We start from the raw sequence: 25,935 nt of genomic DNA, 5'->3' as shown, positions 1-25,935 counted from the left end.
GAAGAGAGGACCGCCCATGGACTCGGCCACCGCCGACGTGTCGGCAGCAGGCCACAGCCCGGCCGAGGCCACACCCGCCGGCCGCCCCCCGTCCGCCCGGCTGCGCGCACCGGGACTGGACCCGTACTGGGTGGGCGCCGCCCTGTTCGTCCTCTACACCACCCTGTCCGTCAGCCGTCACCTGCGGATGCTCACCATGTCCTGGGACCTGGGCATCTTCGAGCAGGCGATACGGGCCTACGCCCATCTGCGGGCGCCCATAGCCGACCTCAAGGGCCCCGGCACCAATATCCTCGGCGACCACTTCAGCCCCGTCACCGCGCTGATCGCCCCCCTCTACCGGGTGTTCCCCACCCCCGTCACCCTCCTCGTGGTGCAGGCCGCGCTGTTCGCGCTGTCGGCCGTGCCGGTCACCCGGCTCGCCGCCCACCTCCTCGGCCGCGGCCGGGGACTCGCGATCGGCATCGCCTACGGGCTGTCCTGGGGAATCCAGCGCGCGGTCGAGTTCGACTTCCACGAGATCGCCTTCGCCATGCCGCTGCTGGCCTTCTCCCTGGAGGCGCTGGTCCGCCGGCGGTGGACGGCCGCGGTGCTCTGGGCGGCGCCGCTCGCCCTGGTCAAGGAGGACCTCGGGGTCACGGCCGCGACCATCGGCGCGGTGATCCTGCTCCGGCTGCGCGGCACGGGCCGCGACCCCAAGGCCACGGCCCTGGCCTCCGGGCTGGTCGCCTTCGGACTGGCGGCCACCGCGCTCGCCCTCGGCGTGATCATCCCCGGCTTCAACAACAGCGGCTCGTACGACTACTGGAACAAGCTCAGCGGCGACGGCGGCCCCGCGCCCACGATTCCCCTCGACACCGCCGTCCGCACCCTGCTGTGGATCCTGCTGCCCACCACCGGACTACTGGCCCTGCGCTCACCGGTGCTGCTCGTCGCCCTGCCCACCCTGGGCTGGCGGTTCGCCTCCCACGACGACCACTACTGGGGCACCGACTGGCACTACAGCGCCGTCCTGATGCCCATCGTCTTCATCGCCCTCACCGACGCGCTCACCACGACGCGCGGCGCCGGCCGCCGATGGCTGCGCCGCTACGCCCACCAGCTGCCCGCCGCCGTCCTCGCGGCGGCCCTCGCGCTCTGCGCCTCCCTGCCGCTGTACTCCCTGACCGTGCCGGACACCTACCGGATACCCGAGGGCGTCAAGGCCGCGGAACGCCTCTTCGACCGGATCCCCGACAACGCCACCGTCGAGGCCGACATCACCCCCATAAGCCGGCTCGTCCACCGCTGCCGGGTCTTCTGGATAGGCGACACCCGCGGCATCGTCCCCGACTACATCGCGCTGCGCGTCACCGACGGCAGGACCGCGCAGGACCTCGTCGAGGACGCGCGACACCGCCACCCGGGGGCCGTGTTCACCGTGCTCGGCACGGAGAGTGGCTACGCGGTGCTGCGGCACGTCGGGTAGGCCGGGGCCCGGCCCCGGCGGCGGGGCGCCCGCGCCCCGCCGGAAGTCCGGTACGTCGTCCGCGGGTGCGTCGTGGCTGGGCGCGCCCACGCGGCGGTAGCCGCATATCGACACTGCCCCGCGCCCCTTCGGGGCGCTAGCCCAGGATCGTCGTGAGGAACTCGCCGGTCCACGCGAGGAGCTCGCGGCCGACCAGCGGCTTGCCGCCGATGGGGCGGGTCGCCGGGCGGGGCACCAGGATCTGCTGGGTGGCGGGCTTCATGACCGTGCGCGGGTGGAGCCGCTTGAGCCTCAGCTCCTGGGACTCGCGCAGCTCCACCGGGCCGAAGCGCACATTGGAGCCCTGGAGGGTGATGTCGGAGACCCCGCAGGCACGGGCGAGCATCCGCAGCCCGGCGACCAGCAGCAGGTTCTCCACGGGCTCCGGCAGCTTGCCGTAGCGGTCGGTGAGCTCCTCGCGGACGGCCTTGATGTCCTCCTCGGAGTTGGCCGAGGCGATGGCCCGGTAGGCCTGGAGGCGCAGCCGCTCGCCCGGTGCGTAGTCGTGGGGGACGTGCGCGTCGACGGGCAGCTCGATCTTCACCTCGAGCGGCGCCTCCGGCTCCTCCTCGCCGCCCTCCACGGACGCCCGGTAGTCGGCCACGGCCTCGCCGACCATCCGGATGTAGAGGTCGAAGCCGACGCCCGCGATATGGCCGGACTGCTCGCCGCCGAGGAGATTGCCCGCGCCGCGGATCTCCAGGTCCTTCATGGCGACGTACATGCCCGCGCCCATCTCCGTGTGCTGGGCGATGGTGGCCAGCCGCTCGTGCGCGGTCTCGGTGAGCGGCTTCTCCGGCGGGTAGAGGAAGTAGGCGTAGCCGCGCTCACGGCTGCGGCCCACCCGGCCGCGCAGCTGGTGGAGCTGCGACAGGCCGAAGTTGTCGCCGCGCTCGACGATGAGGGTGTTGGCGTTGGAGATGTCGATGCCCGACTCGACGATCGTCGTCGAGACCAGCACGTCGAACTTCTTCTCCCAGAAGTCGACGACGACCTGCTCCAGCGCCGACTCCGACATCTGGCCGTGCGCCGTGGCGATCCGCGCCTCCGGCACGATCTCGCGCAGCCGTGCGGCGGCCCGGTCGATGGACTCCACCCGGTTGTGGATGTAGAAGACCTGGCCCTCGCGGAGCAGCTCGCGGCGGATCGCGGCGCCGATCTGCTTCTGGTCGTACGGCCCCACGAAGGTCAGCACCGGGTGCCGCTCCTCCGGCGGGGTGGTGATCGTGGACATCTCGCGGATGCCCGTGACCGCCATCTCCAGGGTGCGCGGGATGGGCGTGGCGGACATCGTCAGCACGTCGACGTTGGCGCGCAGCTTCTTCAGCTGCTCCTTGTGCTCGACGCCGAAGCGCTGCTCCTCGTCGACGATGACCAGGCCCAGGTCCTTGAACTTCGTCTCGGAGGAGAAGAGGCGGTGGGTGCCGATGACGACGTCGACGGAGCCCTCGCGCAGGCCCTCCAGCACGGCCTTCGCCTCGGTGTCCGACTGGAAGCGGGACAGCGCCTTCACGGATACGGGGAACTGGGAGTAGCGCTCGGAGAACGTGCCGAAGTGCTGCTGCACCAGCAGCGTGGTGGGCACCAGCACGGCCACCTGCTTGCCGTCCTGGACGGCCTTGAAGGCCGCGCGGACCGCGATCTCGGTCTTGCCGTAGCCGACGTCGCCGCAGACCAGGCGGTCCATGGGGACGGTCTTCTCCATGTCCTCCTTGACCTCGGCGATGGTGGTGAGCTGGTCGGGCGTCTCCGCGTAGGGGAAGGCGTCCTCCAGCTCGCGCTGCCAGGGGGTGTCCGGTGCGAAGGAGTGGCCGGGGGCGGCCATCCGGGCCGAGTAGAGCTTGATCAGGTCGGCGGCGATCTCCTTGACGGCCTTCTTGGCGCGCGCCTTGGTCTTCGTCCAGTCGGCGCCGCCCAGCCGGTGGAGGGTGGGGGCCTCGCCGCCGACGTACTTGGTGACCTGCTCCAGCTGGTCGGTGGGGATGTAGAGGCGGTCGCCGGGCTGGCCGCGCTTGGCGGGGGCGTACTCGACGAGCAGGTACTCGCGGGTGGCGCCCTGGACGGTGCGCTGGACCATCTCCAGGTAGCGGCCGACGCCGTGCTGCTCGTGGACGATGTAGTCGCCGGCCTGGAGGGTCAGCGGGTCGATGGTCTTGCGGCGGCGGACCGGCATCCGGCCCAGGTCCTTGCTGGCGGACTTCTGGCCGGTGAGGTCGGCCTCGGTGAGCACCGCGATCTTGAGGGCGGGGTCGACGAAGCCGTTGTCGAGGCTCGCGCAGGAGACGTGGACGAGGGCGGGCGTCAGGCCCGGCAGGTCCGCGTCGAGGCGGGCGGGGATGCCCTCGCCCGCCAGCACCTCGGCCGTACGGGCGGCGGGGCCGTGGCCCTCGGTGAGGAAGACCGTGCGCCAGCCGTCGGCGACCCAGCCCTTGGTGTCGGCCAGGGCGCGGGCGGTGTCGCCGCGGTAGGTCTCGGGGGCGTGCATGCCGAGCTTGAGGGTGTCCCCGCCGTTCAGCTCCTCGTCCGTGGCGGCGCTGTGCTCGATGTCGCCGGAGGCGAACGGCGTGACCGACCACCACATGATGCCGAGCTCACGGGCCCGGTCGCGGACGTCGGCGATGCTCCACAGGGACGCGGCGTTCACATCGATGGGGGCCTCGCCGCCGCCGGCGGTGGCGGCCCAGGACGCCTGGAGGAACTCCTGGGAGGTGGCGACCAGGTCGGCGGCGCGCGTCCGGACCCGCTCGGGGTCGCAGACCACGGCCATCGCGCGGGCCGGCAGCACGTCCAGGAGCAGCTCCATGTCGTCGACGAGGACGGGCGCGAGGGACTCCATGCCCTCGACCGCGATCCCCTCGGCGATCTTCCCGAGGAGCTCGCCGAGCTCGGGGTGTTCCTCGGCGAGGGCCGCGGCCCGCGTCCGGACCTGGTCGGTCAGCAGCAGCTCACGGCAGGGCGGGGCCCACAGGCCGTGCTCGGAGACCTCCAGGGAGCGCTGGTCGGCGACCTTGAAGTAGCGGATCTCCTCGATGTCGTCGCCCCAGAACTCGACGCGGAGCGGGTGCTCCTCGGTCGGCGGGAACACATCGAGGATGCCGCCGCGGACGGCGAACTCGCCGCGCTTCTCGACCAGTTCGACGCGGGAGTACGCGGCGGCGGCGAGGGCGCCCACGACCTCTTCGAGGTCGGCGCTGCGGCCCGTGCGCAGGGCGACCGGCTCCAGGTCGCCGAGACCCTTGACCTGCGGCTGGAGTACGGAGCGGATGGGCGCCACGACGACGCTGACGGGCCCCGCGGCCGGGTCGTCCTTGCTCGGGTGCGCGAGGCGGCGCAGCACGGCGAGGCGGCGGCCGACGGTGTCCGAGCGCGGGGACAGCCGCTCGTGCGGCAGCGTCTCCCACGCGGGGTACTCGACGACGGCGTCCTCCGGGAGGAGCGAGCGCAGCGCCGCCGCCAGGTCCTCGGCCTCCCGGCCGGTGGCGGTCACGGCGAGCACGGGCCGTCCCGCGTCCCGGGCGAGCGCGGCGATCGCGAAGGGACGCGCGGCGGGCGGGCCGACCAGGTCGACGTGCGGCCGGTTGCCGTCGCCCGCGGCCTTCACCGCTTCGGCGAGCGCCGGATCGTTGACGACGGCGTCGAGCAGACCGTGCAGGCTCATGAAGTGCATCCCGTCCCGGGGGTGGACAACGCGACTAGCCCGACGCGGGCTGTGGGGGCCGGGCCGGGGGTTCCAGCCTACGACGGGGCGGTGACAGCCGCCGTGCCGCTGCGCGGGGCGGTGGCCGGTTCGGCACCGCCGGACTCCCGGGGGGGGTGCTCGCCGTCGCGGCGGCGATCGGCCCGGGGGTGCCGAACCAGCCGGCCCCCCGCCGGGACGGCGAACGGCCCGGACCCGCACCCCCGTGGCGCGTCCGGGCCGTCGTTCCCCCGCGGGGGCGGCCGGGCTAATCCGTCGCGATCGCCCGCAGGACGTTCATCCGGCCCGCCCGGAACGCCGGGATCAGCGCGGCGAGGAGCCCCACCACCGCCGAGCCGAGGAAGACCGTGGTGATCGTCGGCCAGGGGATGTCCAGCACGCCCAGCCCCTGCGTGGCCAGCAGTCGCTGGGACGTGGTGCCCCAGGCCATGCCCAGGCCCAGGCCGAGCAGCGCGCCGAAGAGGGCGATGACCACCGACTCCAGGCGGATCATGCGGCGCAGCTGGCGGCGGGAGAAGCCGATGGCGCGCAGCAGGCCGATCTCGCGGGTGCGTTCGACGACCGACAGGGCGAGGGTGTTCACGACGCCCAGGACGGCCACGATGATCGCGAGGGCCAGCAGGCCGTAGATCATGTTGAGCAGCTGGCCGACCTGGTCCTGGATGAGCTTCTTGTAGTCGGCCTGGTCGCGGACCTTGATCTGCGGGTAGTCGGCGACGGCGGCCTTGAGGGAGGCGGCGGCCTCCTTGGTGTGGCCGTCGGCGGCCTTGGCGAGGATCAGCATGTCCAGCGGCATCCGGTCCGCCGGCAGGTACTGGCGGGCGGTGTCGATGCCGATGAACATCCCGCCCTTGTTGATGCTGGTGTCGTCGGAGGTGATGGCCTTGACCTGGAGCCGGGCCTCGCGGCCGCCGGTCATCGTGACGGTCAGCCGGTCACCGAGCTTGATCTTGTGGTCCTTGGCGAAGCCCTCGGGGACGGTCATGGCGTCCTTGCCCCAGGCGTCCGCGAAGGTGCCCTGGACGGTCTCCGTGCGGAGGTCCTCGCCGTAGGTGGCCTCGGAGGCGTTCAAACCTTCGGTGGCGGACGTGCCGTCGGGGAGGGCGATCCGGGCCTTGACCGTGGTGATCGTCGTGAAGTGGGCGATGCCGCCGGCCTGACGGACGGCCTTGCTCTGGGCCGGGGTGAGCGGCCCGCTGTCGTTCTGGACGATGAAGTCCGCGCCGACGGACTTGTCGAGCTGGTCCGTGGCCGAGGCGACCATGGAGGAGCCGACCACCGACAGGGCGGCCACCAGCGCGAGGCCGATCATCAGGGCGGAGGCCGTGGCGCCCGTACGGCGCGGGTTGCGCAGGGCGTTGCGTTCGGCGAGCCGGCCGACGGGGCCGAAGACCCGCAGGACGACGGCGGCGAGGACGCGGACCACGAAGCCGGCCAGCAGCGGGCCGACGACCACGAAGCCGACGAGGGTGAGCAGGACGCCCAGGCCCAGCAGGCCCGAGCCGGCCGAGGGGTCGCCCGCGTTCGCGGCGGCCAGCAGCGCGGCGCCGCCGGCGGCCGAGACGGTCAGGCCGATGACGGCCCGGATCCGGCCGGCCTTGCCGTCGGCGGGGGTGCCCGCGTCGCGCAGGGCGGCGATCGGGGAGATCTTCCCGGCCCGCCGGGCGGGCAGGAAGGCGGCCAGCACGGTGACGACGACGCCGAGGAGCAGGCCCACGACGGGCGTGGTGGCCTTGACGGTGAGTTCGGAGGTGTCGAGGTTCATGCCCATGGAGCCCATGAGCTCCATCAGCCCCACGGCCAGGGCGATGCCGCCGCCGATGCCCAGTACCGAGCCGACGACGCCGAGGAGGACCGCCTCCGCCAGCACGGACCGCAGGACCTGCGAGCGGCCGGCCCCGATGGCCCGCATCAGGCCGATCTCGCGGGTGCGCTGGGCGACGAGCATGGAGAAGGTGTTGACGATGAGGAAGATGCCCACGAGGACGGCGATGCCGGCGAAGCCCAGCAGCGCGTACTTCATGACGTCGAGGACGGAGCCGATGTCCTTCTTGTTCTCGGCCTTGGTCTCGGCCGCGGTCTGGATCGCGTAGTGGGCGCCGTCCGCGCCGAGGGCGGCGGTGACGTTCTTCTTCAGCTGCTCGTGGGTGACGCCGGGGGCGGCGGTCAGCCCGTAGCCGCTGTAGGCACCGGCGCCGCCGAGCAGCCGGGTCTGCGCGGTGGGGGTGTCGAAGTAGAGGACGGCCGCGCCCGGGTTGGTCGTCTTGTACGTGGCGATGCCGACGATCGTCACGGAGAAGTCGCCCGGCGCCGCCATGACCCGGAGCTTGTCGCCCGTCTTCAGGCCGTGCTTGGTGGCGGTGTCGGCGTCCAGGACGGTCTCGCCGGGGCCGTGCGGCTCGTGGCCGCTGGTGATCTCGACGGACTTCTTCTGGCTCTCGTCCCAGTTGGTGCCGACGGTGGGGGCGCCGGACTCCGGGCTGATGCTCTTGTTCTTCGCGTCGGCCGCGGTGAGCTGCTTACTGGTGGCGTGCGGCTCGACCTTGCCGACGCCGGCCACCCCGGCGAGGCGGGGCGCCAGGGACGCGGGGACGGTCTCCGGGCGGCCGGTCTCCTGGGCGTCGTCGGCCTTCTTCGGGGAGACGCTGACGTCGGCGGCGGTGGAGGCGAAGAGCTTGTCGAACGTGGCGTTCATGGTGTCGGTGAAGACGAGCGTGCCGCACACGAACGCCACCGACAGCAGGACGGCGACGGCGGAGAGCGCCATCCGTCCCTTGTGCGCGAGTACGTTGCGCAGGGAGGTCTTGAGGACGGTCACGACACCCGCCCACGGGCGTCGAACCGCTTCATGCGCTCGAAGACGGCATCCGCCGTCGGGGCGTACATCTCGTCGACGATGCGCCCGTCGGCGAGGTAGAGCACGCGGTCCGCGTAGGAGGCGGCGACGGCGTCGTGCGTCACCATGACGATGGTCTGCCCCAGTTCGTCCACCGAGCGGCGGAGGAAGCCGAGGACCTCGGCGCCGGAGCGGGAGTCGAGGTTGCCGGTGGGCTCGTCACCGAAGATGATCTCGGGCCGGGCGGCGAGGGCGCGGGCCACGGCGACGCGCTGCTGCTGACCACCGGAGAGCTGGTTCGGACGGTGCTTGAGCCGCCCGGACAGACCGACGGTGTCGACGACCCGGTCCAGCCACGCCTGGTCGGGCTTGCGGCCGGCGATGTCCATGGGGAGCGTGATGTTCTCGATGGCGTTGAGCGTCGGCAGCAGGTTGAACGCCTGGAAGATAAAGCCGATCCGGTCCCGGCGCAGCCGCGTGAGCTTCTTGTCCTTCAGCGACGTGAGCTCGGTGTCGTCGATGAATATCTGCCCCGAGCTGACGGTGTCGAGCCCGGCCAGACAGTGCATCAGCGTGGACTTGCCGGAACCCGACGGGCCCATGATGGCCGTGAACTGGCCGCGGGCGATGTCCACGTCCACGTGGTCGAGGGCGACGACCCGGGTCTCCCCGGACCCGTACGCCTTGACGACCTGCCGGGCCCTCGCCGCGACGGCCGCTTGACCTCCGGTGCCCCCGGCCGTGGGAATCGATACAGCGGTTGTCACGGTGCGCTTCTCCTATATACGGGTGTCACGGATGTCACGGGCTCATGCCGAGGAGCCCCGGCAGGGGGCTGTAACGGGTTCAGGGCGTTGTAACGGCTCCAAGGATGCGGGCCGGCGAAGCCCGCGACGATGGTGCTCGTCCGTGTCTTGGGGGTGGGGACAACCCCACCCCCGCACTCCGGCCGCCCATAGAAATCTAGGCGGCGGCCCGGGCCCCGCTCCTCCTCCTGCGGTACGAACCGGAAGGTGGAGAACGTACGGCGGTACCCCTAGGGGTTCGCACGGCCGACCCTGACGGAGGCCCGAGCTCCACTACGCACCGGCCGCGCGACGAACGCGCAACAGCCCGGAAGTGCCCACTCCGGAAGGCCACTCGGGGAAGAAGAGGCCGCGAAGAATCTGTGAAGCCAGTCCCCGGACAAGACAATTGCGGCCACTGGGAATTAATGTTCGGGTCTATGGCCGAGGGGGGAGACGGGCGACCCCCTTCACACGGCCGCCGGTCTCCCGAGGAAGCAGCCTCCGTGAAGATACTTCGTACCCGCGCTGCGAGCGTCTCCCGCCAGGGACTGTGCACTGCTCTGCTCGTCGCCAGCCTCACGACCGCCGCGGTGGGCGCCAGCCCCGCGAGCGGCGCGTTCGGCGGCGACCCGTCCCCCGGGCCCGACAATCCGCAGCGGAAGCCGCACGGCGTCCCCAACCTCACCCTCCCCGACCTCGTCCCGCGCCCCGGCGCCTCCGGCAAGCCCGGCAGCCCCGCCGGCCGCGGTGACACCCCCGACGGCAGCACGGGCATCCCGGTGACCGCCCTCGCCGCCTACAAGAACGCCGAGAAGCTCGCCGCCGAGCGCTACCCGAGCTGCCACATCCCCTGGCAGCTCGTCGCCGGCATCGGAAAGGTGGAGTCCGAGCACGCGGCCTCCTACGGGCTGCGCTCGGACGGCACGACGGAGAGACAGATCCTGGGACCCCGGCTGACGGGCGGCCAGTTCGCGGAGATCAAGGACACCGACGGCGGCCGCTGGGACGGCGACGCCCAGTACGACCGGGCCGTGGGACCGACCCAGTTCATCCCCTCCACCTGGGAGAGCTACGGCGTCGACGGCAACGGCGACGGCAAGGCCGACCCCAACAACATCTTCGACGCGGCCGCGGGCACCGCCCGTTACCTCTGCGCCGGCAACAAGGACCTGCGCGACCCCGCCGACCTCGACCGGGCCATCCTCAGCTACAACAACTCCCGCGAGTACGTGAACGCCGTGCTCGCCTGGATGCGGACCTACCAGAGCGGCCAGGTCGGCACCACGCCCGACACCGGCACCGGCACCGGCACGTCCCCCAGGCCGACCCCGCCGTGGAACAGCCCGAAGCCCACGCCGTCACTGCCCTGGAACGGCGGCAACGGCGGCAACAACGGCGGCACGGGCAGCGCCAAGCCCGGCACGCCCTCGAAGCCGTCGAAGCCGTCGACGCCCTCGACCCCGGACAAGCCGACCCCGGACAAGCCCAAGCCCGACAACCCCAGCAAGCCCGACAACCCGGACAAGCCCAAGCCGCCCGCCGTCTCCCGCCTCGACCGCGTCGGCGACGAGCAGCTGACGGCCACGGCGGGCGAGACCTTCGCCGAGCAGCCGGCCGTCCGCGCCCTGACCGCCGACGGAAAGGCCGCCCCGGCGGGCACCCGCGTCACGTTCGAGATCGTCGGACTGCGGACCGAAGCCCGCTTCGAGGACGGCACCCGCACCGCCACCGTCACCGTCGACAAGGACGGCAAGGCCGTCGCCCCGAAGCTCACCGCGGGCAGGCTCGCCGGCGACTTCACCGTCCGCGCCACGGTCGACGGCAAGGGCGGCGCCAAGATCACGACCGACTTCGCCGGCACCGTCAAGGCCGCACCCGCCCCACGCGCCACCCTCCTGGAGCGCGACGGCAAGGGCGACCTGACGGCCGCTCCGAAGAGCTCCTTCAAGGAGCAGGTCAAGCTCAAGGCCACCGACAAGGACAAGGGCAAGGCCGCCGCGGGCGCGATGGTCACCGTCACCGTCCTGGAGAGCGACAAGAGGACCCCCGCCACCACCGGCCCGTACTTCCTGGACGGGGGCGACACCCCGCAGCGCCGGGTCACCCTCGTCAAGACGGACGAGAACGGCTACGTCACCCTCCCGAAGCTGTTCACCGACGAGCACGCCGGAACGTACATCCTGCACCTGACCACCACCGACGGCGCGTTCCTCGACCTGGAACTGACCGTCGCGGCCCCCGCGACACAGAGCCCGGCACCGGCCACGCCCTCTGCCACGGCCTCAGCCACACCCTCGGCCACGCCCTCGGCGACACCCGCCAAGAAGTAACGCGCACAACGGCCCCGCCCCCCACCAGGGGGCGGGGCCGTCCGCTGCCCGCTACTCGTTCGCCGCCACGTCCTCCGCCACCGGCTTGCCCGTCAGGGCCGCCAGGCTGTGCCGGACGTGCGCCATGTGCGACTTGAGCTCCTCACGCCGCTCCTCGTGCTCGCGCAGCACCCGCTCCGTGTCCCGCGCGATCCGCTCCTCGCGCACCCGCGCCTGCGCGATCACCGCCGCCGCCTGCGCCTCGGCGTCCTCCTGGCCGTGCCGCGCGGCCTCCTCCGTGTCCGCGTACCGGCGCCGCGCGTCACCCAGCGCCGTCCGCGCGTACTCCTCCAGCGCCGCCACCCGCGCGTCCATCGCCGCCTCCCGCTCGGCGATCTCCCGCCCCGCCGCGTCCCAGCGCTCCGCGTGCTCCTTCTCCTGCTCGGCCAGGATGTGGGCCGTCCGCTGCCGCATCTCCTTCAACGCGGCCAGCGACTCCTCACGCCGCTCCGTCGTCTCCTGACGCACCGTGGTCCGCAGATCGTCCGCGACGGTCTGCGCCGCCAGCTGCGCCTGCCGCGCCCACTCCTCCGCCTCGCCGCGCACCGCCACCGCGTACTCGTGCGCCGAGTCCCGCACCGAACGCGCATGGGTCTCCGCCGCCTCGGCGAGCCCCGTCGCCTCCGCCTCGGCACGCTCGCGCAGCCCCGCCGCCTCCAGCTCGGCCGTGGCCACCAGACCCTGGGCACGCGGACCGAGGGTCTCGTACGTCTGCGGCGGAAGCTTGGCGACGACCTGGGCGAGGTGCCGCACCTCGTCCTCCATCTCCCGCGCCAGGACCGTCAGCCGAGCGGCCCGCTCCCAGGCGGAGTCCCGCTGCCGGGCGAGCTCCCCCACCGTGCGGTCGACCTGCTCGGGCCGGTAACCACGGCCTCGTACAACAGCGAAACCGTCAGGAGACACCGGTGAACTCATCCTTGTAGCCCCTTATATCCGGATATCCGGTATGCGACAGGTCGGCGTCCATCATTCCCGTACAACCGAAGTGCCCATGACGCGACACTCCGCGACACCGGACGCCCGGCCCCGATCCGGGGACCGGGCGCACCGCGCCGTCCGGGCACGCCTCACCGACCGCCGGCCCGGCCGCTAGAAGAGACCGTCCCACATCTGCTCCAGCAGCACGGCCCACCAGTTCTCCGGCGTGGACAGAGCGGCCGGGTCCAACGCGGCCAGCTGCTCCTGAAAGTCCACGGTCCAGCGCCCGGCCTGCTCCGGCGTCAACCCGTAACGCCACCGCCACATCTTCCCGAGCAGCGCCAAAGAGCGAACGAACTGAGGGAGGCTCGTGTTGACGAACTGCGGCGGCACGGGGTGGCCGTCCGGCCCCGCCTCGAGGGGAACCGCCACGATGTGCGCCGTACCGTACTGCACACACAACTGACGGCCGTAGTCCCCGCCCATCACCAGATACGAACCCGCGTCCGCCGCCGGCCGCACCCCGCGCTCGGCGGCGAGCTCCGCCAGCGTCGGCACGGGCCGGCCCGGCTGCGCCTGCGCCCAGAAGAACGGCCCGAAGTCGGCCGGCAGCCCCGCCCAGACCAGCGTCTGCGCGACGACCTCCGGCACACCCTGCCGGGACACCGCCCGCTGGTCGAACCGGAACACCCCCTGCGGACCGAACGCCTCCGCCAGCTCCCGCCCGATCACATCCGGCCCGACCGGCGGCGCCGGCTGGATCAGGCCCGGATGCGGCAACGGCACCGGATTCGGCGCGGGCCGCGCGGGACCGTCCGCGACCTGGTGCAGCTCACCCTGGTGCGCCACGAGATGACGCATGCCCTGCTGACGGGTGGCGTGCTCACGCCCGTACGGGGCGGTGTGACTGACCCGCACCTGCGGCCACGTCTCACGGACCATCCGCGCGCAGTACCCACCGGGCAGATCACAGGACTCCAGCTCCGTGTGCAGCTCCAGCACCTGCTGCGGCGGCACGTTCATCGCCCGCAGCTCGTGCAGGATCTGCCACTCGGGATGCGGCGTACCCGGCGCGCTGCGCCGGATGATCTGCTGCTCGGACCCGTCCTGGGCCCGGTAACGGAGCACGGCCATATAGCCCGGGCCGACGGTGGGCAGCCCGGTGGGGGCGGCCTGCGGATAGCCGTAGGCGGGGGCGGGAGCGGGAGCTTGTGGGGGCTGCGGGACGCCGGGTGCCTGGGGCGGCTGCGGAGCTCCCTGCGGGACGCCGGGTGCCTGGGGCGGCTGGGGCGCCGCGCCGGGGAGGCCGGGGGTGCCGGGCCCGGCGAGCATCGTCGCGGCCGCGTGCACACCGCCGCCGGGCGGCGCCTGCGGGGGCGCCTGCGGCGGCGCGGCGGGGGCACCGGGTGCGCCCGGAGCGCCGGGCATGCCGGGCGTGCCCGGGCTCGCCAGCATGGTCGCCGCGTGGGCGACCCCACCGGGCCCCTGCGGGGCCCCGGGCCGCGCGGGCGCGCCGGGAACACCGGGCGGCGCGGGAGGCACGGGCCCCCCGGGGCTCGCCAGCATCGTGGCAGCGGCGTGCGCACCCCCGCCGGGCCCCTGCGGGGCGGGGGCGGGGTCGGCACCGGGGCCCTGCGGGGCACCCGGAGCACCGGGGACCGGCGGCATGCCCGGCTGACCCGGGGCACCAGGCCCCTGCGCGCCTGTGGCCTGACCAGGGATCGACGGAACACCAGGCTGACCGGGGGCGCCGGGGCCCTGGGGGGCACCAGCGGCATCGACGCCGGGAGCACCCGGAGCACCAGGGACCGGCGGCATGCCGGACTGACCGGAGGCACCGGGAGCGCCCGGAGCACCAGGTGCCTGCGACGTCCCCGGCTGACCCGGGGCGCCCGGAACCGGCGGCATCCCCGGCTGACCGGGGGCACCCGGCACACCGGGCGCGGGGGCGGGCGGGGCGTCCGGCCGGCCCGGCGCGCCCGGAACCGGCGGGACGTCGGACGCCTGCGCACCCGGCACCGGCGGCATCCCCGGCTGGCCCGGAACGCCCGGCACCTGCGCGTCCGGGGCCCGGCCCGGGGCGCCCGGCGCACCCGGCGCGGCACCCGGAACCGGCGGCATCCCCGGCGCGGCACCCGGAACCGGCGGCGTCCCCGGTGCGGCCGGGCCGTCGATCGCCGGGGCGATCGCCGTGCGCGGCAGGGCGCTGCCCTGCGGGAGGAGCTCGGTCTTGGCCTCCGGGCGCGTGCTCGGGGGCGGGGTGTCGTCGAAGTCCGAGCCCGACAGGGCCGGGGCCAGGACCGTGGCGGGCAGGCCGACGGAAAAGTCGTCCTCATCGTCGTCCGGGCGGACGTCCGCCCCCGCCCACGGCTCGGCGGCCGCCACCGGAGCCGCAGCCGGCTCGGAAGCCGGCTCCTTGACCAGCACGGGCGCGGGCGCGGGCGCAGGCACGGGCTCGGGCACCCGCTCAGGCTCGGGTGCGGCCTCAGGCGCAACCTCGGCCTCGGCCTGAGGCCCGGCCTCGGGCCCGTCCTCCGGCCGCGCCGGCACTGACGTCGACACCGACGCCGACGACGACCCCGACCGCCGATCCGGAATCCCCATCGCGTCCGCCGCGTCCTGAAGCCACTGCGGCGGACTCAGCAGGAACGACGTCGCCTCCAGGTCGAGCCGCCGCGGCGCGGCGTCCCCCGTACCCCCGGCCGGCTGCTCCTCCACCGTCCCGTACTCCTCCTCGTACCGCCGGATCACCTCGCCCACCGGCAGCGCGGGCCACAACGTCGTCTCACCGCTGTCCCGCGCGATGACCAGCCGCACCCGGCCCCCGTCACCCCGGGGGCCGTCCTCGCGGTCCTCCGCCCAGCAGACGAAGCCCAGGTCGAACTCCCGGACCTTCACCTCCCGCTGGAGATAGGCCGGCACATCGCCGTTGACCCAGCGCTCCGCACGCTCCTGCGCCTGCGCGAACGTCACCATTGCGCCGATCGTCCCTCCACCGGGACGGTGTGCGCGAAGCCACCGTCCACCATCAGGTTCGCCACCGTCTCCAGCTCCGGCGGACCACCCGCCAGCCGCGACAGGAACGCGTCGAAGTCCTCACCGCAGGGCAGCAGCAGCCGCTCCACCCGGTCCTGCACCGTCCAGCCGTCACGGTCACGCGCGTCGTCGTACGGACAGAACCAGACCGAACCGATCGCCTCGCCCTTGACCTTCACCGCCAGCACACCACCCTGGACGAACGCGACGCCCAGATGGTCCTTGCCGAAGTGATCGCGCAGACACTTGTTGACGTACACCAGATCGTTCACGGCCGCCTCGTCGCGCACCGTGAAGAACGGCTGGTCGATGAGGAGCCCCAGCTCCGCGTCGAGCGCGGCACCCACCGGCGCACAGCCACCCGCCGCCTTCAGGAACGCCCGGTACGCGCCGGGCAGCCGGTAGCCGAGATCCTCCTCGACGCCCTGCACCTGCTCCTCCGTCACGGCCAGATCCCGCTTCGGCAGCGCGAAATGCACCGGACGGGTCTCCTGAAGCGGACGCGTCCCCCGCTTCTCCTGGTCGACGGCGGCCGTCGCCAGCCCACCGTGATGCCGCAACAGCGCCTTGACCTCCACCGGCACCAGCTCCAGCCGGCGGGTCCCGACGACGTGGTGCCAGGTCCAGCCGTGCGGCGTCGCCACCGGCGACAGACTCGCCCATAGCTCATGCCCCTCGGCATGCTGCGCGGCATTGGCCGACACATAGTCGGTCAGCCGCAACTCGTCCACGCCGAAACCCTCCGGCGGCTCGGCGATCTCCGCGGCCGCCCGGGCATAGGGCGAGAAGTCCGGGAAACCGTCGTCGTCGACGCGCACGCCCTTGGGATAACGGCTGCGACGCACCGGATCCGGGAAGTGCACGACCTGCCCGGCATAGGCCGCGTTCGGTGGCGCGGCCTGCTGCCCGAGCCGACCTGTCGTCATGGCGGAAGCCCCCTGCTGAACTGTCTCTCCCACAGGACCTGCGAACCCCTGCGGGACTGCTGAACACCCCGGCCACGCGGCGGACGCCGGGAACACTCGTGCCCGACAGCCTATGCGCTGCCGCAAGAACGGCCCCGCGCCCATGGCCGCACCCGTATGCGAATGCGTACGAACCCCGCACACCGACGACCGGGCCGCGACGACTCGTGACCTCACGGTGACCGTTCGACACACCAGACCCGTACAACACCGACCTGCCTTCCACACCCGCCGCCCCGTTTGGCAGGCTGATCCCCGCAACAGGGGGATTGCACGGGAGGGAAGAACCGCCATGCACACGACTCAGGAACGGCACACCGACGCGAGCGCCCCGGGCGACCCCCGGCTCACCTGGAGCTCCACCGAGGACGCCGAGCGCCCGCCCGCCCTGCTGCACCGCCGCGACGGCTTCCTGCCCGCCGTGGCCGCCGCCCTGTCCGTCCGCGGCGAGACACTCACCTGCACCGCGGCCAAATCCGACCAACCACCCAGACTCCACCCCCTCGTCCAGGACTTCCTCGACACCCTCACCCACGAACGCCGCGAACGCTTCACCGGCCGCTGCCCCGAAGCCGTACTCCTCACCCGCTACCTCAGCGCCCACGAAGCCGGCCGCAGCAAACGCGCCGCCCGCAAACCCCTCACCCACGGCGAAGCACGCCGCGCCCTCAAGCAGGCCAAGGTGACCGCCCGCCACATCCGCGAGGACGGCGACCCCCGCCACGGCTGCTACGCCCCGCCCTGCCGCTCCTGCACCGAACTCCTGGCCCACTTCGGCGTACGGGCCGTCGACCCCGCCGCCCCGACCAACGGCAGGAGCTGACCCCCCGCCATGCGCGCATTCGACCGCACCGCCGCCACCCGCTTCCCCGTCGCCGTCGACGCCGCCCTGCGCGAAGCCGGCTGGCAACCGGGCCGCTGGGACATCAAAGCCGCCGAGAACTGGGCCGACGCACTGCGCGCCCACGTCTCCCCCGCCGGACACCGGCACACCGTCTTCCCCGCCGCCGTCGAGGCCTGGGCCGAATTCGGCGGACTGCACATCGTCGGCCCCGGGCCGGGCCGGCACATCGCCCCCACGCCCTTCCACATCGACCCCCTGCACGGCCTCCACCTCGCCCGCACCGTCGCCGACCTCGGCCGCGCACTCGGCACCGAGGTCTGCCCCCTCGGCCAGGAACTCGACGGCCAGGCCCTCCTCGCCATCGACACCCACGGCCGCGTCTACAGCCTTGACCACACCGGGGACTGGTACCTCGGTTCCGACATGGACCACGCGATCGGAACACTCGTGACGGGCGTCAGGCCCTCACGCCTCTCGGCGGCCGCCCCGCACTGAACAATCCGCGACGCTCCACGCGCGGGGGCGCAGTGGCCCCGGGACACGCCCAGGGCCACCCAGGGCCACCTACGCCGCCACCGCATCCGGAATGACCGCCGACACCCGGAATCCCCCCGCGTCCGTCGGCCCCGACACGAACACCCCGCCCAGCGCCGTCACCCGCTCCCGCATACCCACCAGACCGTTGCCACCACTCGGCAGCCCCGCGTCCGTACCGCCACCGTCGGACGGACCGTTCTCCACCTGCAAGGCCACCTCCGCGTCCCGGTGGGCCAGCCGCACGACCGCCTTGGCACCCGGAGCGTGCTTGTGGACGTTCGTCAGAGCCTCCTGCACCACCCGGTAGGCCGTCCGCTCCACACCCGGCGCGTACGAACGCTCCTCACCCACCACGGACAGCTCCACGGCCATCCCCGCGTCCCGGGACTGACCCACCAGGTCCTCCAGCCCCTCCAGCGTCGGCCCACCACCGTCCACGACAGCCGCCACCGGAACGCCCGGCACCGCCGAGGCCACTGGCGCACCCGGCCCACCAGCCGCCGCCCGCGCCCGCGCCGAGGCGGCCACCGCCACCTCCGCCAGCCGCTGCGGCTCCACCTCCCCCGGCCGCTCGGCCACCGACGCCCCGACCTGCGACGTCCGCAGCACGCCCAGCATCTCCCGCAGCTCCGTCAGCGCCTGCCGCCCCATGTCACCCACCAGCCCCGCGTTCCGCGAGGCCTTCTCCGGATCCTTCAGCGCCACGGCCTGCAACGCGGCCGCGTGCACCACCATCAAGGACACCCGGTGCGCCACCACGTCGTGCATCTCCCGCGCGATCCGCGTCCGCTCCTCGTTACGGGCCCACACGGCCCGCTCCTCGGCCCGGTCGGCCAGCAACGACAGCTCCCGCTCCAGACCGTCCGCCCGCTCCCGCAGACTCTCCACCAGCCGGCGTCTGGCCCCCACGTACAACCCCATCAGCACCGGGGGCGCGGTCAGCCCCAGCGCCAGCAACATGGAGATCGCGAGCATCGACCACGAGCCCGGGTGGTAACCGTCCTGAGCCATGTCCTGATGGAACCGGGCGACCGTCACGACCAGCGTGCCCAGCAGCGACGCCGCCGACAGCACCACGATGATCCGCCGCGGCACCTCGGAGGCCGCCAGCGAATACAGACCGACGATGCCGAGGAGAAAACCCATCTCCGCCGGCGTCGTCGCTATGGAGATCAACACCACGGCGACCGGCCACCGCCGCCGCACCACCAGAGCGGCCCCCACGGGCACACCTATGAGCCCGCCCAGCACACCGGGCATCCCCACCTCGTGCGCGAAGGAGACACCCTCCAGCAGACACTCCAGAGCCGACACCAGAGCCAGCGCCACATCCAGCACCATGCTCCGCCGCCGCGCCCACCACCACGGCCCCGAAGGCGCGCCGCGCGCGCCCTCTTCCACGATTGCCCCCGTTGCGGTCATACCACCCAGACTACGGGCGGGCGCCATCGGTTTTCCCGTACGCGCGGCAGCATGGAGCGGATCCGAACGGGGGCGAAAGCTGCACGTTTCGCCCGAACTGTTGAATCGATCGCGGATTCGATGCTTCCGCTCGGGCCGGGCGCGGACGCCGACCTCATGGTTCGACCGGAGACGGACATGCAGGCCCGCGCCCGCCCGACCGTTCGCATGGCCGGAAGTGCCGACCCGTACCGTCGCATCGAAGGCCGGTGGTACGGCATAGTGTTCCCTGCGCGCGCAGCCGATCAAGCGAATCGGACATAGTGCGCAAACCATCCCGGGTCGTCTAAAGGCAGGACAAACGGTTTTGGTCCGTTGAATGAGGGTTCGATTCCTTCCCCGGGAGCCTTGAATTCGGGTCCTGACCTCCCAGGTCAGGACCCGCGCGCGTTTCGACCTTCTTACGCCCCGGTATCCTGCGGATGTCCACCCCCCTCGAAGCCGAAGGGCACACCCGTGAGCGCCAACCGCCCGGCAGCCGTCGTCGTCCTCGCAGCGGGTGAGGGCACCCGCATGAAGTCCACGACCCCCAAGGTCCTCCACGCGATCTGCGGCCGCTCCCTCGTCGGGCACGTCGTCGCCGCCTCCCGCGAGCTCGACCCCGAGCACCTCGTCGTCATCGTCGGCCACGCCCGTGAGCAGGTCTCCGCGCACCTGGCCGAGATCGACCCCGAGGTCCGTACCGCCGTCCAGTACGAGCAGAACGGCACCGGCCACGCGGTGCGCATGGGCCTGGAGGAGCTGTCGAACAGCGGTATCGCCCTCGACGGCACCGTCGTCGTCGTCTGCGGCGACACCCCGCTGCTCACCGGTGAGACCCTGAAGCGCCTCGCGGACACCCACGCCGCCGACGGCAACGCCGTGACCGTGCTCAGCGCCGAGGTGCCGGACTCGACCGGCTACGGCCGCATCGTGCGGGACGAGGCGACCGGCGCCGTGACCGCGATCGTCGAGCACAAGGACGCCACCGACGAGCAGCGCGCCATCCGTGAGATCAACTCCGGGGTGTTCGCGTTCGACGCCCAGCTGCTGACCGACGCGCTCGGCAAGGTCCGTACGGACAACAGCCAGGGCGAGGAGTACCTGACCGACGTCCTGGGGATCCTGCGCGAGGCCGGGCACCGGGTCGGTGCCGCCGTCGCGGGCGACCACCGGGAGATCCTGGGGATCAACAACCGCGTCCAGCTCGCGGAGGCCCGCAAGCTGCTCAACGAGCGGCTGCTGCACGTCGCGATGATGAGCGGTGTGACGGTCGTGGACCCGGCCTCCACCTGGGTCGACGTGACGGTGACCTTCGAGCCGGACTCGCTGGTGCAGCCGGGTACCCAGCTGCTGGGCGCGACCCATCTGGCCTCCGGTGCCGAGGTCGGCCCGAACACGCGGCTGACGGACACCACGGTGGGCGCGGGCGCTCGCGTGGACAACACCGTCGCGGAGTCCGCCGTCATCGGCGAGGGCGCGCTCGTGGGCCCGTACGCCTATCTGCGGCCGGGGACGAGGCTGGGCCGGAAGTCCAAGGCCGGCGCCTACGTCGAGATGAAGAATGCCGAGATCGGCGAGGGGACGAAGGTCCCGCATCTGTCGTATGTGGGCGACGCGACGATCGGCGAGTACACCAACATCGGCGCGGCGAGCGTCTTTGTGAACTACGACGGTGTGGCCAAGCACCACACCACGATCGGCTCGCACTGCCGGACCGGATCGGACAACATGTTTGTGGCTCCGGTCACGATCGGGGACGGCGCGTACACCGCCGCCGGCTCGGTCATCACCAAGGATGTGCCCCCGGGCTCGCTGGCCGTCGCCCGTGGCCAGCAGCGGAATATCGAGGGCTGGGTGGCCCGTAAGCGTCCCGGGAGCGCGGCCGCGCAGGCCGCTTCCGCGGTCCAGCGGGACACCGGCGAAGAGCAGTGACCGTGACACCGGCACGCCGCGCGGGGCGTACCGTGATAAGCGCACACAAAGCGACATCCAAGGAGACTGTGCTGTGACCGGGATCAAGACGACCGGCGAGAAGAAGCTGATGCTCTTCTCCGGCCGCGCCCACCCCGAGCTTGCCGAGGAGGTCGCGCACCAGCTGGGCGTCGGCCTGGTCCCGACCAAGGCCTTCGACTTCGCCAACGGTGAGATCTACGTCCGCTTCCAGGAGTCGGCCCGTGGTGCCGACTGCTTCCTGATGCAGAGCCACACGGCTCCCATCAACAAGTGGGTCATGGAGCAGCTGATCATGATCGACGCGCTGAAGCGCGCGTCGGCCCGCAGCATCACCGTGATCCTGCCCTTCTACGGCTATGCCCGTCAGGACAAGAAGCACCGCGGTCGTGAGCCCATCTCGGCCCGTCTGATCGCGGACCTGATGAAGACGGCCGGTGCCGACCGTCTGCTGACGGTGGACCTCCACACCGACCAGATCCAGGGCTTCTTCGACGGTCCGGTGGACCACCTGTTCGCGCTGCCGATCCTGGCGGACTACGTGGGTGCCAAGGTCGACCGCGACAAGCTGACGGTGGTCTCGCCGGACGCCGGTCGTGTGCGTGTCGCCGACCGCTGGTGCGACCGTCTGGGCGCGCCGCTGGCGATCGTCCACAAGCGTCGTGACAAGGACGTCGCCAACCAGGTGACCGTCCACGAGGTCGTCGGTGACGTCAAGGGCCGCGTGTGCGTGCTCGTCGACGACATGATCGACACGGGTGGCACCATCTGCGCCGCCGCCGACGCGCTGTTCGCGCACGGCGCCGAGGACGTCATCGTGACCGCGACGCACGGTGTGCTGTCGGGTCCGGCCGCGGACCGGCTGAAGAACTCCAAGGTGAGCGAGTTCGTGTTCACGAACACCCTGCCGACGCCGAACGAGCTGGAGCTCGACAAGATCACGGTGCTGTCGATCGCGCCGACGATCGCGCGTGCCGTGCGTGAGGTCTTCGAGGACGGTTCGGTGACGAGCCTCTTCGACGAGCTGGGCTGAGTGCTCGTGCTGTAACGATCATGCAGTCGCGGTGAGCGATCGCTGATCGATTTCTGGGCGGCCTCCTCCGCCGGGTAGACTCCTGGAGTTGCTCGGCGAGGGAGGCCGCACTCATGTGCGGCGGTCCGTTATCGACGCGCTCTTCGTAGCAGGCCTGTCGTGGGCCGGGTGACCGTCCACATCAGCTGTTACTCGAGGAGTGCACCATGGCCGAGGTCAAGCTCGCCGCCACCGTCCGCACCGACTTCGGCAAGGGCGCCGCCCGCCGTATCCGTCGCGCCGACCAGGTTCCCGCCGTCGTCTACGGCCACGGTGCCGAGCCGGTTCACGTGTCCCTGCCGGGCCACGACCTGATGATGGCCCTGAAGACCCCGGGCGTCGTCCTGTCCCTGGACATCGAGGGCCGCAACGAGGTCGTCGTTCCCAAGCAGGTTCAGCGCGACCCGCTGAAGGGCTTCCTGGAGCACGTCGACCTGCTGGTCGTCAAGGCCTGATCCAGGGCCTGAGCCACGCCCCTCGCGGGTTTCTTTCCGACCGCCGTCCCGTTCCCTCGCCGGAGCGGGGCGGCGGTTGGCGTATGAAGGAGGTATGCGCATGACGGACGACTCCAGCCCCTGGCTGATCGTGGGCCTCGGCAATCCCGGCCCTGAGTACGCGGGGAACCGCCACAACGTGGGTTTCATGGTCGCGGATCTGCTGGCCGAGCGGATGGGCGGCAAGTTCAAGGCGCACAAGGCGCGGGCGCAGGTCGTCGAGGGCCGGGTCGGCCCGCCCGGTCCGGGGAGCCGCCGGGTGGTGATCGCCAAGCCGATGTCGTTCATGAATCTGTCGGGTGGTCCGACGACGGCGCTGCGTGACTTCTACAAGGTGCCGGTGGAGCGGATCGTCGCGGTCCATGACGAGCTGGACATCGATTTCGGGCAGTTGCGGCTGAAGCTCGGTGGTGGTGACAACGGCCACAACGGTCTGAAGTCCATCACGAAGGCGATGGGGCCGGACTACTGCCGGGTGCGGTTCGGGATCGGCCGGCCGCCGGGGCGGATGCAGGTGGCGGACTTCGTCCTCAAGGATTTCTCGTCCACCGAGCGCAAGGAGCTGGCCTTCGAGGTCGACCGTGCGGCGGATGCGGTGGAGACGCTGATCGTGGACGGTCTGGAGCGGGCGCAGAGCACGTACAACTCCTGACCGGGTGCGCCGGACGGGCCGGGATCGTGGCGATCCCGGCCCGTCCGGCGTTTTCCGTGGGTGTCAGCCGGTGTTGCGGAGGCCGGCGGCGACGCCGTTGACGGTGAGGAGCAGGGCTCGTGCCAGGAGCGGGTCCGGGTCGGCGCCCTGTTCGGCGGCGCGGCGCTGCCGGTCCAGGAGCGTCACCTGGAGGTAGGAGATCGGGTCGAGGTAGGCGTCGCGGATGTGGAAGGTCTGGCGCAGCACGGGGCTGGCGGCCAGCAGCTCGCCCTCTCCGGTGATGCGCAGGACTTCCTGGACGGTCAGCTCGTGTTCGGCCCGGATGGTGTCGAAGACGTGCTTGAGCTCGTCGGGTACGAGGGTGTCGACGTAGTGCTGGGCGATGCGCAGGTCGGTCTTGGCGAGGGTCATCTCGACGTTGGAGAGGAAGTTCTGGAAGAAGTGCCAGTGGGTGTGCATTTCGTCCAGGACGGTGTCCAGGCCCGCTTCGCGTGCGGCCTTGAGGCCGGAGCCGACGCCGAACCAGCCGGGGACGATCTGGCGTGACTGGGTCCAGCCGAAGACCCAGGGGATGGCTCGCAGGCCGTCGAGGCCGGCGCCGGAGTCGGGGCGGCGGGAGGGCCGCGATCCCAGGTGGAGCTCCGCGAGCTGGTCCACCGGTGTGGAGGCGAAGAAGTAGGCGGGGAGGTCCTTGTCCTCCACCAGGCGCCGGTAGGCGGAGTGGGCGGCGTCGGAGACGGTGTCCATGGCCGCGTCCCAGCGGGCGAGGGCTTCGTCGGACTGGCGGGGGGCGGTGTGGAGGGCGGAGGCCTGCAGCGTCGCCGCCACTGTCAGTTCCAGGTTCTCCCGGGCGAGGGAGGGGATGAGGTACTTGTCGGAGATGACCTCGCCCTGTTCGGTGACCTTGATCTCGCCTTCGAGGGTGCCCCAGGGCTGGGCGAGGATGGCGTCGTGGGTGGGGCCGCCGCCGCGGCCGACGGTGCCGCCGCGGCCGTGGAAGAGGCGGAGGCGGACGCCGTAGCGGTGGGCGACGTCGCGCAGGCGCCGCTGGGCTCGGTGGATCTCCCACTGGCTGGTGGTGATGCCGCCGAACTTGGAGGAGTCGGAGTAGCCGAGCATGACTTCCTGGACGTCGCCGCGCAGGGAGACCAGGCGTCGGTAGGAGGGGTCGGCGAGCATTTCGTCGAGGAGGCGGTCGGCTTCCTTGAGCTCGTCGGTGGTTTCCAGCAGCGGGACGATGCCGATCTTGGCCCAGCCGGCGTGGAGGTCGACGAGGCCGGCCTCGCGGGCGAGGACGGCGGCGGCGAAGACGTCGTCGGCGCCCTGGCACATGGAGATGATGTAGGACTCGACGACCTCGGGGCCGAACTTCTCCAGGGCTTCGCGGATGGTGCCGAAGACGCCGAGGGTCTTGGCTCCGGCCGCGTCCAACGGCGCCGGGCTGGGGGCCAGGGGGCGGCGGGAGCGGAGTTCCTTGGCGAGAAGGCGGCGGCGGTAGTCGCGGGGCATGTCGGCGTAGCGCCAGGATTCCTCGCCGAGGCGGTCGAAGAGCTGGCCGAGGGCGTGGTGGTGGGCGTCGGCGTGTTCGCGGACGTCCATGGTGGCGAGGTGGAGGCCGAACGCGGCGAGGGTGCGGATGGCTCGCTCCAGGCGGCCGTCGGCGATGAGGCCGCCGCGGTGGACGCGGAGGGAGTCCTGGATGAGCTGGAGGTCGGTGAGGAGGTCTCCGGCGCCGAGGTAGTCGCGGCCTTCCTGGTGGGGGGTGCCCTTGGCGAGGCGTTCGCGGGTGTTGACGAGCTTCTGGCGGACGCAGGTGGCCTTGAGGCGGTAGGGCTCCTCGGCGTTGAGGCGCTTGTAGCGGGGGCTGATCTCGGGGAGGGCCTCGAGGTCGCGCTGGAGGGAGGTGAGGAGTTCCTCGGTGGCGCCGCTGTTGCGGATGGAGTTGGAGAGGGCGCTACGGAGGCCGTCGACGAGTTCGAGGGCGTCGGTGATGCCGTGCTCGTGTTGCAGTATCAGCACGTCCCAGGTGACCTGGGGGGTGACGTTGGGGTTGCCGTCGCGGTCGCCGCCGATCCAGGTGCCGAAGGTCAGGGGGCGGGTGCCGGCGGGGAGGCCGACGCCTACGCGGTCCAGCTCCGCGGCCAGGTCCTCCAGGACGTCGCCGACGGCGTCGGCGTGGAGCTCGTCGAGGTAGTAGATGGCGTTGCGGGCCTCGTCGGTGGGTTCGGGGCGGGCGACGCGCAGTTCGTCGGTCTGCCAGAGCAGGTCGATGTTCTCGGCGAGGCGGAGGTCGGTGCGGCGCTTGTCGCCGGTGCCGGTGGCGGGGGTGTCGAGGAGCTCGGCGATGCGGCGGAGCTTGTTGAGGACGCTGCGGCGGGCGGCCTCGGTGGGGTGGGCGGTGAAGACGGGGCGTACGCCGAGGTTCTCCACGGTCTGGCGGAGGTGCTCGGGGTCGGCTTCCTTGAGCTGGTCGGCGGTGCGGGCGAGGATCGAGCCCTCGGCGTCGCGCTTGGCGCGCAGTTCGCGGCCGCGGTGGACCTGCTCGGTGACGTTGGCCAGGTGGAAGTAGGTGGAGAAGGCGCGGACGAGCTTGGCGGCGGTCTCCGGGTCGGTGCGGGCCAGGAGCGCGGCGGCGGCCTCGCCGTCGGTGCGGGTCAGCGCGCGTACGCGTTCCACCAGATCGAGGAGCTCTTCACCCTCCTGGCGGACCAGGGTTTCCCCGAGGAGATCACCGAGGCGGCGGATGTCGGCGCGCAGGGCGGCGTTGGTCTGGTCGGCACTGCTCACAGGTGCTGCTCCTTGCAGAGTTTCCGGCACTTCTGGAGGG

Annotated in this window: 15 protein-coding genes, 1 tRNA gene and 1 pseudogene; 9 read left to right on the top strand and 8 right to left on the bottom strand. The window is 72.2% G+C overall.

The window, feature by feature from the left end; all coding sequences use genetic code 11:
* The first annotated feature begins 16 nt into the window (after window positions 1-16).
* The gene (locus ACFYZR_RS16130) at window positions 17-1,468 is read left to right on the top strand and encodes a DUF2079 domain-containing protein (protein WP_391910515.1); all 1,452 of its coding nucleotides are present in this window, start codon (window positions 17-19) and stop codon (window positions 1,466-1,468) included.
* Window positions 1,469-1,604: 136 nt separating this feature from the next.
* Here the strand turns inward: ACFYZR_RS16130 and mfd are convergent, their stop codons facing one another.
* The 3 genes from mfd to ACFYZR_RS16115 all read right to left on the bottom strand — a co-directional run bounded on the left by mfd (window position 1,605) and on the right by ACFYZR_RS16115 (window position 8,807).
* Complete coding sequence (gene mfd / locus ACFYZR_RS16125) at window positions 1,605-5,165, bottom strand: transcription-repair coupling factor (protein WP_391910513.1); 3,561 nt, start codon at window positions 5,163-5,165, stop codon at window positions 1,605-1,607.
* Window positions 5,166-5,451: 286 nt separating this feature from the next.
* Window positions 5,452-8,022, bottom strand: coding sequence for an ABC transporter permease (locus tag ACFYZR_RS16120; RefSeq protein ID WP_391910511.1), 2,571 nt, complete (start codon window positions 8,020-8,022; stop codon window positions 5,452-5,454).
* Window positions 8,019-8,807 (bottom strand): ABC transporter ATP-binding protein, encoded by a 789-nt coding sequence (locus ACFYZR_RS16115; protein WP_391910509.1) that lies wholly within the window; start codon window positions 8,805-8,807, stop codon window positions 8,019-8,021. The genes ACFYZR_RS16120 and ACFYZR_RS16115 overlap by 4 nt, the downstream gene beginning before the upstream one ends.
* A gap of 524 nt (window positions 8,808-9,331) precedes the next feature.
* On the opposite strand from ACFYZR_RS16115, the gene ACFYZR_RS16110 reads away from it, so the two are divergent.
* Window positions 9,332-11,158, top strand: coding sequence for a lytic transglycosylase domain-containing protein (locus tag ACFYZR_RS16110; protein ID WP_391910507.1), 1,827 nt, complete (start codon window positions 9,332-9,334; stop codon window positions 11,156-11,158).
* A gap of 51 nt (window positions 11,159-11,209) precedes the next feature.
* On the opposite strand, the gene ACFYZR_RS16105 is transcribed toward ACFYZR_RS16110, so the two are convergent.
* From ACFYZR_RS16105 to ACFYZR_RS16095, 3 genes are all read right to left on the bottom strand, one after another.
* Window positions 11,210-12,100, bottom strand: coding sequence for a cellulose-binding protein (locus tag ACFYZR_RS16105; protein WP_391910505.1), 891 nt, complete (start codon window positions 12,098-12,100; stop codon window positions 11,210-11,212).
* Window positions 12,101-12,286: 186 nt separating this feature from the next.
* Window positions 12,287-15,091: an SUKH-4 family immunity protein gene (locus tag ACFYZR_RS16100; RefSeq protein WP_391910503.1), complete on the bottom strand. Its 2,805-nt coding sequence runs from the start codon at window positions 15,089-15,091 to the stop codon at window positions 12,287-12,289.
* Window positions 15,085-16,077 carry an HNH endonuclease gene (locus tag ACFYZR_RS16095; RefSeq protein ID WP_391910501.1) on the bottom strand — a complete coding sequence of 331 codons (993 nt, stop codon included), beginning with the start codon at window positions 16,075-16,077 and terminating at the stop codon, window positions 15,085-15,087. Before ACFYZR_RS16095 ends, ACFYZR_RS16100 begins: the two co-directional genes overlap by 7 nt.
* A 331-nt stretch (window positions 16,078-16,408) precedes the next feature.
* Here ACFYZR_RS16095 and ACFYZR_RS16090 point away from each other — a divergent pair, with 331 nt between their 5' ends.
* Both ACFYZR_RS16090 and ACFYZR_RS16085 read left to right on the top strand, forming a co-directional pair.
* A complete protein-coding gene (locus tag ACFYZR_RS16090; RefSeq protein ID WP_391910499.1) occupies window positions 16,409-16,939 on the top strand; it encodes a YwqJ-related putative deaminase in 531 nt (176 codons plus the stop codon).
* Between the two features lie 9 nt (window positions 16,940-16,948).
* Window positions 16,949-17,455, top strand: coding sequence for an SUKH-3 domain-containing protein (locus ACFYZR_RS16085; RefSeq protein WP_391910497.1), 507 nt, complete (start codon window positions 16,949-16,951; stop codon window positions 17,453-17,455).
* A 69-nt stretch (window positions 17,456-17,524) separates the two neighbouring features.
* Here the strand turns inward: ACFYZR_RS16085 and ACFYZR_RS16080 are convergent, their stop codons facing one another.
* Window positions 17,525-18,919 (bottom strand): sensor histidine kinase, encoded by a 1,395-nt coding sequence (locus ACFYZR_RS16080; RefSeq protein WP_391910495.1) that lies wholly within the window; start codon window positions 18,917-18,919, stop codon window positions 17,525-17,527.
* A gap of 314 nt (window positions 18,920-19,233) precedes the next feature.
* Between ACFYZR_RS16080 and ACFYZR_RS16075 the strand changes: the two genes are divergently transcribed.
* The 5 genes and pseudogenes from ACFYZR_RS16075 to pth all read left to right on the top strand — a co-directional run bounded on the left by ACFYZR_RS16075 (window position 19,234) and on the right by pth (window position 23,108).
* Window positions 19,234-19,304 (top strand) — tRNA-Gln (locus ACFYZR_RS16075).
* A 110-nt stretch (window positions 19,305-19,414) separates the two neighbouring features.
* The gene (gene glmU, locus ACFYZR_RS16070; protein ID WP_391910493.1) at window positions 19,415-20,872 is read left to right on the top strand and encodes a bifunctional UDP-N-acetylglucosamine diphosphorylase/glucosamine-1-phosphate N-acetyltransferase GlmU; all 1,458 of its coding nucleotides are present in this window, start codon (window positions 19,415-19,417) and stop codon (window positions 20,870-20,872) included.
* A gap of 73 nt (window positions 20,873-20,945) precedes the next feature.
* Window positions 20,946-21,923, top strand: coding sequence for a ribose-phosphate diphosphokinase (locus ACFYZR_RS16065; protein WP_229356662.1), 978 nt, complete (start codon window positions 20,946-20,948; stop codon window positions 21,921-21,923).
* A 206-nt stretch (window positions 21,924-22,129) separates the two neighbouring features.
* Window positions 22,130-22,411, top strand: a pseudogene (locus ACFYZR_RS16060) (50S ribosomal protein L25); the annotation flags it as partial.
* Window positions 22,412-22,517: 106 nt separating this feature from the next.
* On the top strand, window positions 22,518-23,108 hold the full coding sequence (gene pth / locus ACFYZR_RS16055; RefSeq protein ID WP_126914516.1) for an aminoacyl-tRNA hydrolase: 591 nt from the start codon (window positions 22,518-22,520) through the stop codon (window positions 23,106-23,108).
* A 63-nt stretch (window positions 23,109-23,171) separates the two neighbouring features.
* Here the strand turns inward: pth and ppc are convergent, their stop codons facing one another.
* The gene (ppc, locus tag ACFYZR_RS16050; protein WP_391910490.1) at window positions 23,172-25,895 is read right to left on the bottom strand and encodes a phosphoenolpyruvate carboxylase; all 2,724 of its coding nucleotides are present in this window, start codon (window positions 25,893-25,895) and stop codon (window positions 23,172-23,174) included.
* Between the last annotated feature and the right edge of the window lie 40 nt (window positions 25,896-25,935).

Origin of the sequence: Streptomyces sp. NPDC001678, from assembly GCF_042892945.1 — a bacterium.
Taxonomy (GTDB): domain Bacteria; phylum Actinomycetota; class Actinomycetes; order Streptomycetales; family Streptomycetaceae; genus Streptomyces.
This window is presented reverse-complemented; position numbering and strand designations above follow the sequence as displayed.